This is a genomic window from Frankia tisae (genome assembly GCF_025403405.1).
GTDB lineage: Bacteria > Actinomycetota > Actinomycetes > Frankiales > Frankiaceae > Frankia > Frankia tisai.
Map to the genome: position 1 here is coordinate 17,785 of NZ_JANEZT010000043.1, position 9,513 is coordinate 27,297.

The following is a 9,513-nucleotide window of genomic DNA, read 5'->3' on the forward strand; positions in this document are numbered from 1 at the left end:
GTGAGCCGCGAGTTCCTCTGGTACATCCCCAACACCCTCGAACCCGGACACCGGGGCGACTTCACCGAGGACACCTGGGGCAGCCTCGACTTCTCGGTCGAGCAGGCCCTGTTGCTGGAGCGGCACGGGTGGGGCGGGGCGTTGCTCGGCACGAGCTGGGGACGGCCGGACACCTTCACCGTCGCCACCGCCCTCGCGGCCCGCACCACCACCTTCGTCCCGTTGATCGCGATCCGCCCGGGGTACTGGACTCCCGCGCACTTCGCCAGCGCCGCGGCGACGCTGTACCACCTGAGCGGCGGACGGGTGTACGTCAACATCGTCAGCGGGCTCGACGACCTCGACGCCTACGGGGACGGGGAGTTCGACCCGTCCCGGCGCTACGACCGCACCCGCGAGTTCCTGCATACCGTCCGCCGGCTCTGGGCCGAGGCGGACGTCACCGAGGCCGGCGAGTTCTGGCCGGTCCGGAACTCGACCGTCGTCCCGCGGCTCTCGGGTGGCCACCCGCGGCTGTACTTCGGCGGGGCCTCGGCCGCCGCCGAGGCGGTGGCGGCGGCCGAGGCGGACGTGCAGCTGTTCTGGGGCGAGCCGCTGGACGGCATCGCCGAGCGGATCGACCGGCTGACGGCACTGCAGGACAAGCTCGGCCGCGAACACCCGCCCCTGGAGTACGGGCTTCGGATCACCACGTTCGTCCGTGACACCACCGAGGAGGCCTGGCGCGACGCCGAGGCGAAGGTGCGGCAGCTGGCCGACCGGCTCGACCCGCGCTGGGCGGCGGGCCAGCGGCGGTCGGTGGGGCAGCGGCGGCTCATCGATCTACAGGCCCGCGGCGAGGTGCTGGACACGAACCTGTACACCACGCCGGGCAAGGTCGGCGGCGGCGGCGCCGGGACGACCTGGCTGGTCGGCACGGCCGCCGAGGTCGCTGCCGCGCTCCAGCGGTACGCCGGGCTCGGCATCACCCACTTCGTCCTCTCGGACACACCGTACAAGCAGGAGATCGTCCGGCAGGGTGAACAGCTCCTGCCGCTGCTGCGCACGGCGCCGGAGGCGTCATGAGCGAACGACGTCTCCACATCCACATCCCCGTGCTACCCGACGGGATCGCCGAGTTCAACCGCGAGGTCATCCCGCTGCTGCAGGCCTCGGGTGCCTTCCCCTCGGCTGCCTTCCCCTCGGCGTACGACTGCTCCACGATCCGCGAGCGGCTGCGGGACCCGCGGGAGATATCTCTACCACATCAATCGAAATAAAAGAAAAACTGGCCCGGATCCAGTAGTCTTGGTTCATGCGCTCATTCGACTTGGTGGCCAGACGCCACGTCGACCTCATGCGCGCAAGCAGTGCGTCCTGTTGTCGGTGACCAGCCCCGACAACAGTGTCCACGCATTGGCAGGTCATCGTGAGTCCGCGACACCGCGGACGGTGACCTGTCATACCAAGATCTGGAAATGAGGATCCGTGCCGACCAAGTCCGGCGACGTTCGCGGGCCCCTGCGCGTTGCGGCTTTGGCCCGTGTCTCGAATCGCGCGCTGGTGTCCCATGCTTGATCTGCGTCGCGTGATGCTGCTGTGCGACCTTGCCGATCTGGGAACGGTCACCGCGGTGGCCAAACGTCGCAACATCACCAGCTCCGCGGTCTCCCAGCAACTACGGGTTCTGGAGAGTGAAGTCGGCGTCATCCTCTTCCGCCGGGACGGGCGCACCCTCGGCCTCACCCCCGCCGGGGACGTCCTCGTCGAGCACGTCCGCCGGGTGGTCAGCGCGCTCGACGAGGCGATGAGCGCCGTCGCCGCCACCCGCGACCGGGTGGCGGGCAGCGTCAGCATCGCGTCGTTCAACATGGGCATCCCCATGCTGGCCGCCCCGGTCGTGTCGAGGCTCGTCCGCGACGAGGCCGACCTGCAGCTTGCGATCCAGCAGGCCACGGCGGAGCGGGCGTTGCGGATGCTGCGCCGCGGCGAGCTCGATGTCGCGATCACCTGCCGGTACCACTTCGGGGAGCAGCCGTCGCTGAGCGGACTGACCGAGGAGCGGCTGCTGGATGAGCCGCTCGTCCTGCTGGCTCCGAGCGAACACCACACCCGCGTCCGCACGAGCGGCCTCGTCGCCCTGGCCGACATCCCGTTCGTGACCGGTGCCCCCGACTCCGGTCTGGGCGGCGCCCTGCAGCGTGCCGCCGACGCCGCGGGCTTCATCCCCAAGGTGAAGCACCGGGTCGACGGAGCACGAAACATCTGCGAGCTCGCCGCGACCGAAGTGGCCTTGGCCATCGCGCCCAGGATGGCCGTGCCGGTCCACCTGGAAGGGCTGATCGTCGAGGATATCGACTTCGGTGTGCGCGAAATCAGCGCGGTCGTGCGGGAGGGGCGCCAGCGCGACCCGAACATCAGACTGGTGCTCCGTGAGTTGCACAAGGTCGTCGAGGAGACCTGGCCGGAGTCGGGGCGGACCCCGCTGAGCGTCGCGGTCCGACGCCCGGCGGCCTATGAAGCGGGCGGCGCCCCCGGCTGGGGGAGCGTGGCGGCGGCGGCGTCGATACCGCGATCGCGCTTTCATCCGGCGGCGCTTAACGAAGCGCGTAGCCGCGCCGGCGTGGATATGCAGGATAAGTTCCTTTAGAAATGAGGAATGCCAACTCCTGCGGGCACCGATGTGATCGACCCGGCACGGCTGCGCCAGGTCTTCGGCGCATATCCAACCGGGGCGGCGGCGATCGCGGCGGTGATTGACGGCGCTCCGGTAGGTCTGGCCGCGAGTTCGACCACGTGGTCGAGCGTGATGACGCGGTGACGGCGCGGACCCAGGGCACGCTGCGACTGCTGGCGCCGTTGCTGGGCCGGCGCAACCTGCGCGGTGTGCGCCTGGCCATCGGGCTCGCGGTGGCGGGCCAGATCGTGTTCGCCGCGCTGCCGCTGATCCAACAGGTGATCGTCGACGACTGCATCCTCACCCGGCGCCGGTCGCTGTCGCTGTGGATCGCAATCCTGGTCATCGCCGGAGTGGTGACCTTCGTGTTGCAGTACCTGCGCCGCTCGCTCGGCTTCCGGGCGGCCGCGACCAGTCAGCGGGACCTGCAGAAACTGGTCCACCACCACCTGCAGTACCTGGACCCGACCGGCCGGGACCGGTTCCGTACCGGTGACGTCATGTCCCGCGCCACCAGCGACCTGACCCTCATCCAGATGTTCCTGCAGCAGTTGGGCATCGCGTGGGGCAACCTGACCCTGCTGGCGGTGGCGCTCGGCGTGATGCTGTGGCTCTCCCCGCTGCTGGCGCTCGTCCTCGCGGTCACGGTACCGGCGTTCATCTGGGTCGCCGCCCGGTTCCGGACCCGCTCGTTCCCGGCCAGCTTCACCGACCAGTTCTACAAGGGAACCGTCGCCGGCGTCGTCGAGGAAGCCGTCACCGGGGTGCGGATCGTGAAGGCCTTCGGCCAGGAGGGACAGGAGCAGGACTCGCTCAACGCCGAGTCCCGCACCCTCTACCAGTCCCGGCTGCGCGCGGCCCGGATCACCGCCGGCTTCACCGCCTCACTCGATGCCTTCCCCGGCCTGACCCAGCTCGGTGTCCTCGCGCTCGGCGGCTGGCTGCTCATGCACGGCCACATCTCCCTCGGGGTCTACCTCGCCTACTCCAGCTACGTGCTGCAACTCGTCACGCCCGTCCGGTTCCTGTCCAGCATCCTGACCACCAGCCAGCAGGCCCGCGCGGGCGCCGCCCGGATCCTCGACCTGCTCTCGGCCGAGTCCGCCGTCCAGGAGCGGGATGACGCCACCCCGCTCACCGCACCCGTCGGCCGCCTCGACCTGGACCACGTCGACTTCGCCTACGCAGACGGCGAGCCCGTCCTGTCCGACATCACCCTCACCATCGAGCCCGGGGAGCGGGTCGCGATCGTCGGGGCCTCCGGCTCCGGCAAGTCGACGCTCGCCCTGCTGCTCGCCCGCTTCTACGATCCGACCGCCGGAGTCCTGCGGCTGGACGGGCGGGACATGCGCGGCTACCCGCTCGCCTCGGTGCGCTCGGCGGTCGGCCTCGTCTTCGAGGAGGGTTTCCTCTTCTCGACCACGATTCGCGACAACATCGCCTTCGGCCGCCCGACCGCGTCCGACGTCGACGTGGAGCGCGCGGCCGTCGCCGCGCACGCGCACGGCTTCATCTCCGGACTGCCCGACGGGTACGGGACAGTCGTCGGCGAGCGCGGCTTCACCCTCTCCGGCGGGCAGCGCCAACGCATCGCGCTCGCCCGGGCGGCGCTGGCCAATCCGCGCGTGCTGGTGCTGGACGACGCCACCTCGGCCATCGACGCGCGTACCGAACACGCCATCCACCGCTCGTTCGAGGAGGTTCTGGCCCAGCGCACGACTGTCCTGATCGCCAAGCGGTACTCCACCCTCGCGCTGGCCGACCGGGTCATCGTTCTGGACGGGGGCCGCATCGTCGATCACGGCACGACCGAGGACCTGCTCGAACGCTCGGAGTTGTTCCGCGAGCTGCTCACCGGCCCGGACGCCGACGACCCCGGGCGGCCGGCCGCCGTCGTGGACTCGGTCGACCCGGCCGCCTGGCCGCAGAACGTGTCCCGCCACGGCGCCCCGAAGGTGAGCACCTACGCCAGCGACGCCGTGGCCCGCCGGTCGGCCGCCGGCGGCGCCCAGCGCGAGCTCGGGCAGCTCGGCAGCCTGGCCACCGTCTCGCCGGACCTGCTCGCCGCGGTGGACGCGCTGCCGCCGCTGAGCGGTGAGCCGAACGTCGACCTGGCCGAGCAGACGGCCCCCCGGGACACCTTCTCGATGCGGGACGTGTTCCGCCCCTTCGCCCGTCCGCTGCTGTTCGGCGTGCTGCTGGTCGTGATCGACGCGCTCAGCGCCCTGGCCGGCCCGGCGCTGATCCGGCTCGGCGTCGACCACGGCGTCCAGCGTGACTCGGTCCGCGTGCTGTACGGCGTGGTCGTCGTGCTGGCCGTCCTGCAGGCCATCATCTGGGCCAACCAGCGGTTCATGACGTACTACACGCAGCGCACCGCGGAGCGGATGCTGTTCGGCCTGCGGGTCCGCACGTTCGCCCACCTGCAGCGCCTGTCGCTGAACTACTACGAGCGGCAACAGGCGGGCAAGATCATGACGCGGATGACCTCGGACGTCGAGGCGTTCGCGCAACTGCTGCAGCAGGGCCTCGTCACCGCCCTGGTCAGCCTGCTCACCTGTGGCGGCATCGCGATCGTGCTCACCGTGTTCGACCTGCGCCTGGCCTCGGCCGTGTCGGTTCTGCTCATTCCGATGATCGTCGCCACGTGGTGGTTCCAGCGCGCTTCGAGTCGCACCTACCTGGTGGCGCGGGAGCGGATCTCGACCCTTTACGCGGAGCTGCAGGAGAGCCTGTCCGGGGTGGCGGTCAGCCAGGCGTACAACCAGCAGCCGGCCAACGAGCAGCGGTTCGCCGACCTGGCCGAGTCGTACTGCCAGGCCCGGTCGCGCTCCTACGAGCTGCAGGCCCGGTTCTTCCCGTTCCTCGACCTGCTCAGCGCGATCGCCAAGGCGATCGCGCTGGCGGTGGGTGCGCACCGGATCGTTGACGGCTCCCTGACCTCCGGCCTCCTCATCGCGTTCCTGCTGTACCTGGACCAGTTCTTCGCGCCGATCCGGCAGCTGTCCACGGTGTTCGACCAGTGGCTGCAGGCGACGGTCGCGGCCGGCCAGTTGCGTGAGCTGCTGCAGACACCGTCCGCCACTGCGCAGGCGGCTGAGCCGGTCGTGCCCGGACGGCTGCGCGGCGCCATCACCCTGGACCGCGTCAGCTTCGCCTACGAGAGCACGGGCCTCGCCGCGATGGACGACGTGTCGCTGTCGATCCCGCCCGGCCAGGTCGTCGCGCTCGTCGGCACGACGGGCGCCGGGAAGTCCACCCTCGTCAAGCTCGTGGCCCGCTTCTACGACGCGACCCGGGGAACGGTGCGTATCGACGGCATCCCGCTGACCTCGCTCGACCTGACCGCTTACCGGCACCAGCTCGGCTTCGTGCCGCAGGAGCCGTTCCTGTTCTCGGGCACGATCCGGTCCAACATCGCCTACGGTCGTCCCTCGGCGTCCGACCTGGAGGTCGAGCGCGCCGCCCGCGCGGTGGGCGCGCACGACTTCATCGCCGCCCTGCCACAGGGCTACCTGACCCCGGTGAGCGAGCAGGGCAGGTCGCTCTCGACCGGCCAGCGGCAACTCCTGAGCCTCGCCCGCGCCCTGTTCGTCGACCCGGCGATCCTGCTGCTCGACGAGGCGACGGCCAACCTGGACCTGGCCACCGAGGCGCGCGTGCAGCGGGCGATGGGACTGGTCGCCGCGGGCCGCACGACCCTGCTCATCGCCCACCGGCTCCAGACCGCCCGGGCCTCGCACCGCATTCTTGTCGTCGACAACGGGGTCGTCGTCGAGGACGGCTCGCATGAGGAACTGCTCGCGCTCGACGGCCGCTACGCCGGGCTGTGGGCGGCGATGGCGCAGCCCGCGACCGGTTCGAGGTAGCTGTTCGGCTGGGGTCGTGGGCCTGCGGCTGTGTGATCAGGTGGGTTGGGCGGCGGCTGGGAGCCAGGCGTCGGTCGTGAACATGCGATGCGCACCGTCCCTGGGCTCGAAGCGTGCAAAACGCACCGCAACCAGCTTCGCCCTGAGGACGAGTGGGAAGAACTCGTCGTCGGACAGCCGGAGAAGCTCGCTCCTGGCGCGTTCCCTGCCAGTCCCGGGCCGCCCTTGCTCGGCCATGGTCACGATCTTCCCGTCGTCAGGCGACGAAGGTGGGCTGATCCGGATCTTGAGGTTGATCAGCTTCCCGCGGTGGAGTGCGGGCCCGGCGACGCGGTCGGGAGGTCGGCTCGGCGCGCCGCTTCGAGAAGGCGTTTGTCGTAGGTGACGAACGCCTCCACTTGGGTGTCGATGTCCAGGCGGTACATCCGGTCCAGGACTCGCGGCACGTGTCCGAGCGCTTCCGGAACGGTTCGCCTGATCGCGCGGGTGACCTCCACCTCCGCCAGCGTGGAGGTGAACCACGGTAGGTGGTCGCGGACGTTGAGCCAGTCGACGACGGCTCCTACCTGTCTCACCTCGTCGAACCGGATACCCGAGACGCAGGCCGGAAGATCATGGTCTGGGTCGTGGAGTACCCCCTCGACCGCGACCCCGGCACCGGCGAGTGCCTGCCCGCGAGCAAGAAGGAGACCTACCGGCTGGTCACCACCGTCCTGGACCCGGCCACCGCGCCCGCCGCCGAGCTCGCCGCCCTCTACGCTGACCGGTGGGAAGTCGAGACCCTCCTCGCCGAGACACCGCCCTGGTCGAAGGAATCGACCCCGACCGGTTCTCGTTCGCCCACACCGTCAAGGTTGTCCGTCGCCAGGTCGTGCGCCGAACGGTTTTCCCCCCTCCGGCGAACGGCCCGGATCCTGGCCGCGGTGACCGCTGAGATCGCTGAGATCGTCCTACCGCGACGCCCTCCGTTCCAACCCCCGCGTCGTCCACCGCACCAAAAGCACCCCGTTCCCCGCCAAGAAGCCGATCGGCAAGCACCTCACGGGACCGCCACCCACGGTCGCCACAGTCATGATCAGGCACTAAAGTTCCTGGTATTGACCCCGCGCGACAGCCAGGCACTCCACCACGGCCACACCCAGACCCAGCAGCAAAACTCAACATCAACAAGGGTGGGAGGCCAGCCCGCGATCACACCCGATCAAGATGCGAAAGATCTGGGCCAGGCCCTCCGTGACCGCCGAGATCGGCCGGCCCGAATCGACGGCGAGTTTCATCGACTCGTCCTTATATTCAGGCACGAACCGCCCGCGCGACTGGCCCATCAATAATATCCGTCCGCGGATCAATTATCTCGTCGGATCACTGTCCGAATAACGGGTGCCATCCCAGGCGGCTTGCTTGTCGAGGATGGCAGAGGCTTCGGATCTCCGCCTGTGCGGACATCTCGTGCGGACAGGTCGCCGGTTTGTTCCCTCTGCCGGGCCGAGGCGCTGCCGGCCCCGCAGAGGGAGGAGCGCCCGGGCCCGGCGGCCGCTCGGCGGCTGTTGCCGGTCTTCCTGGTGTTGGCGTTCTCGGTGTCGGTGTGGGTAGGCCCGGGCGACCAGGGACGGTTCCGCTCCCGGCCCGGCCGGTCTGAACTGATTCGGACATGTGAACACGACGGTCCGCCGACGGTGCCGGCCGATCCCCTCCTATTCGACGCCGTTTCAGGCGCCGGCGCGGCCCGGCATCCCGAGAAGGCCCGGGGATGCGGTCCCTCCGGTCTGACCAGCCCAACCCCGGGAACAGTCGCCCCATGTCCGCCACCGTTCGCTCTGGGGTATGATTCCGGCAGCCCGACAACGGGGACAGAGGGAGATCGGGGAGGTTGATGTCTCGCACCAGCTCGGAGATCCAGATCGACACGTTGCCGTTTCTTGTGGTGGACGAGAACGAGGGTGCAGCCGGAGAGAAAGGCATCTTCGGTCGCCGTGGTGACGAGGCCTCCGTCCGCCATATTCCGCTCACCGTGCTGAGGGATAATCTCAGGCAGGTGGTGGCGGGTCTTCAGGAGCTCTTCGACGACGTCGCCGGCTCTGGTGCGCGACTGCCCTTGAAGCAGGCGCAGGTGTCGTTCGAGGTGACGGCAAGCGGTGGCGTCACGGTGCTCGGCGCGTCCGGGCAGCTCGGTGCGACGGGCGGTATCGTCCTTACCTTCGGGGAGTAGCTAGCCCGTCATGGCCGGGATCCGAAAGGCGGCTCCAGGCGGGAAAGTCAGTGCTTTCCGTGCGCTGTTGATCGGCGTTCCACACTACGATGACGAGGCGATCGACGACCTCCCGTTCATCGTCGACGACCTGCGGGAGCTTGACGCTGCGTTCACGTCGGCGGGCTACCAGGTCGAGATGCACGACCCGCAGCGCACCCATCACGATGCGGTCCGGCAGGCCATCGAGTCGTTCTTTGACCGGGCTGCTCCGCAGCAGACACAGGTGGTGTACCTGAGCGGCCACGGGGTGCACTACCGCGGCCGGGACTATCTCGTTCCCGCCAGCGCGAGCACGCGGGCCGACAATTTCCCCGAAAGCTGCCTGCTTCTCGACTTCGGGCACGTGATCGAGAAGAGCCGCGGCGGCGACGTCGCGGTGTTCGTCGACGCCTGCCGAGAGGGCATTCATCTGCTGGAGAAGTCCACCATGAACACGGCGGCCTGGTCCCGGCAAAGGCTTGCAAGAGTGCAGGGGCGGCGGGTCTTCTACCTGTATGCCTGGCGGGGTCAAATGGTCGTAGCGACGCCTCGATAGGATGATCGTGTTGGCGTCGAGGGGCTGGATGGTGGATGGGTCGGCGGGAGAAGTTGACGATCGAGGAGCGGGAGGTTATTTCCCGCGAGTTGGGCAAGAATCGTTCGGCGCGGTTCATCGCGAAGGCGCTCGGCAGGCATCACTCGGTGATTTCGAGGGAGATCGAGCGTAACGGCGGCGAGAATGTGTACCGGGCGGTGGA

The 9,513-nt window shown here is 69.2% G+C and carries 9 protein-coding genes and 1 pseudogene; 8 read left to right on the forward strand and 2 right to left on the reverse strand.

The window, feature by feature from the left end; translation table 11 throughout:
• From NBZ85_RS06680 to NBZ85_RS06695, 4 genes are all read left to right on the forward strand, one after another.
• The gene (locus tag NBZ85_RS06680) at positions 1-1,065 is read left to right on the forward strand and encodes an LLM class flavin-dependent oxidoreductase (protein ID WP_261553630.1); all 1,065 of its coding nucleotides are present in this window, start codon (positions 1-3) and stop codon (positions 1,063-1,065) included.
• Positions 1,062-1,259 (forward strand): hypothetical protein, encoded by a 198-nt coding sequence (locus NBZ85_RS06685; RefSeq protein ID WP_261553631.1) that lies wholly within the window; start codon positions 1,062-1,064, stop codon positions 1,257-1,259. The genes NBZ85_RS06680 and NBZ85_RS06685 overlap by 4 nt, the downstream gene beginning before the upstream one ends.
• Positions 1,260-1,549: 290 nt before the next feature.
• On the forward strand, positions 1,550-2,629 hold the full coding sequence (locus tag NBZ85_RS06690) for a LysR family transcriptional regulator (protein ID WP_261553632.1): 1,080 nt from the start codon (positions 1,550-1,552) through the stop codon (positions 2,627-2,629).
• Between the two features lie 146 nt (positions 2,630-2,775).
• Complete coding sequence (locus tag NBZ85_RS06695) at positions 2,776-6,525, forward strand: ABC transporter ATP-binding protein (RefSeq protein WP_261553634.1); 3,750 nt, start codon at positions 2,776-2,778, stop codon at positions 6,523-6,525.
• A gap of 36 nt (positions 6,526-6,561) precedes the next feature.
• Here NBZ85_RS06695 and NBZ85_RS06700 read toward each other — a convergent pair whose 3' ends face one another.
• Both NBZ85_RS06700 and NBZ85_RS06705 read right to left on the reverse strand, forming a co-directional pair.
• Entirely contained in the window at positions 6,562-6,762 is a 201-nt protein-coding gene (locus NBZ85_RS06700) for a hypothetical protein (RefSeq protein ID WP_261553635.1), read from the reverse strand.
• 59 nt (positions 6,763-6,821) lie between these two features.
• Positions 6,822-7,100 carry a PIN domain-containing protein gene (locus NBZ85_RS06705; protein ID WP_261553636.1) on the reverse strand — a complete coding sequence of 93 codons (279 nt, stop codon included), beginning with the start codon at positions 7,098-7,100 and terminating at the stop codon, positions 6,822-6,824.
• Here NBZ85_RS06705 and NBZ85_RS06710 point away from each other — a divergent pair.
• From NBZ85_RS06710 to NBZ85_RS06725, 4 genes and pseudogenes are all read left to right on the forward strand, one after another.
• Positions 7,071-7,459 (forward strand): annotated as a pseudogene (locus NBZ85_RS06710) (IS4 family transposase); the annotation flags it as partial. The gene NBZ85_RS06705 and the pseudogene NBZ85_RS06710 overlap by 30 nt on opposite strands.
• A 939-nt stretch (positions 7,460-8,398) precedes the next feature.
• On the forward strand, positions 8,399-8,734 hold the full coding sequence (locus NBZ85_RS06715; RefSeq protein ID WP_261553637.1) for a Pepco domain-containing protein: 336 nt from the start codon (positions 8,399-8,401) through the stop codon (positions 8,732-8,734).
• A gap of 67 nt (positions 8,735-8,801) precedes the next feature.
• Complete coding sequence (locus NBZ85_RS06720; RefSeq protein WP_261561664.1) at positions 8,802-9,311, forward strand: caspase family protein; 510 nt, start codon at positions 8,802-8,804, stop codon at positions 9,309-9,311.
• A gap of 35 nt (positions 9,312-9,346) precedes the next feature.
• Positions 9,347-9,513 (forward strand): helix-turn-helix domain-containing protein (locus NBZ85_RS06725; RefSeq protein ID WP_261561665.1); only part of this gene is annotated, 167 nt, incomplete at its 3' end.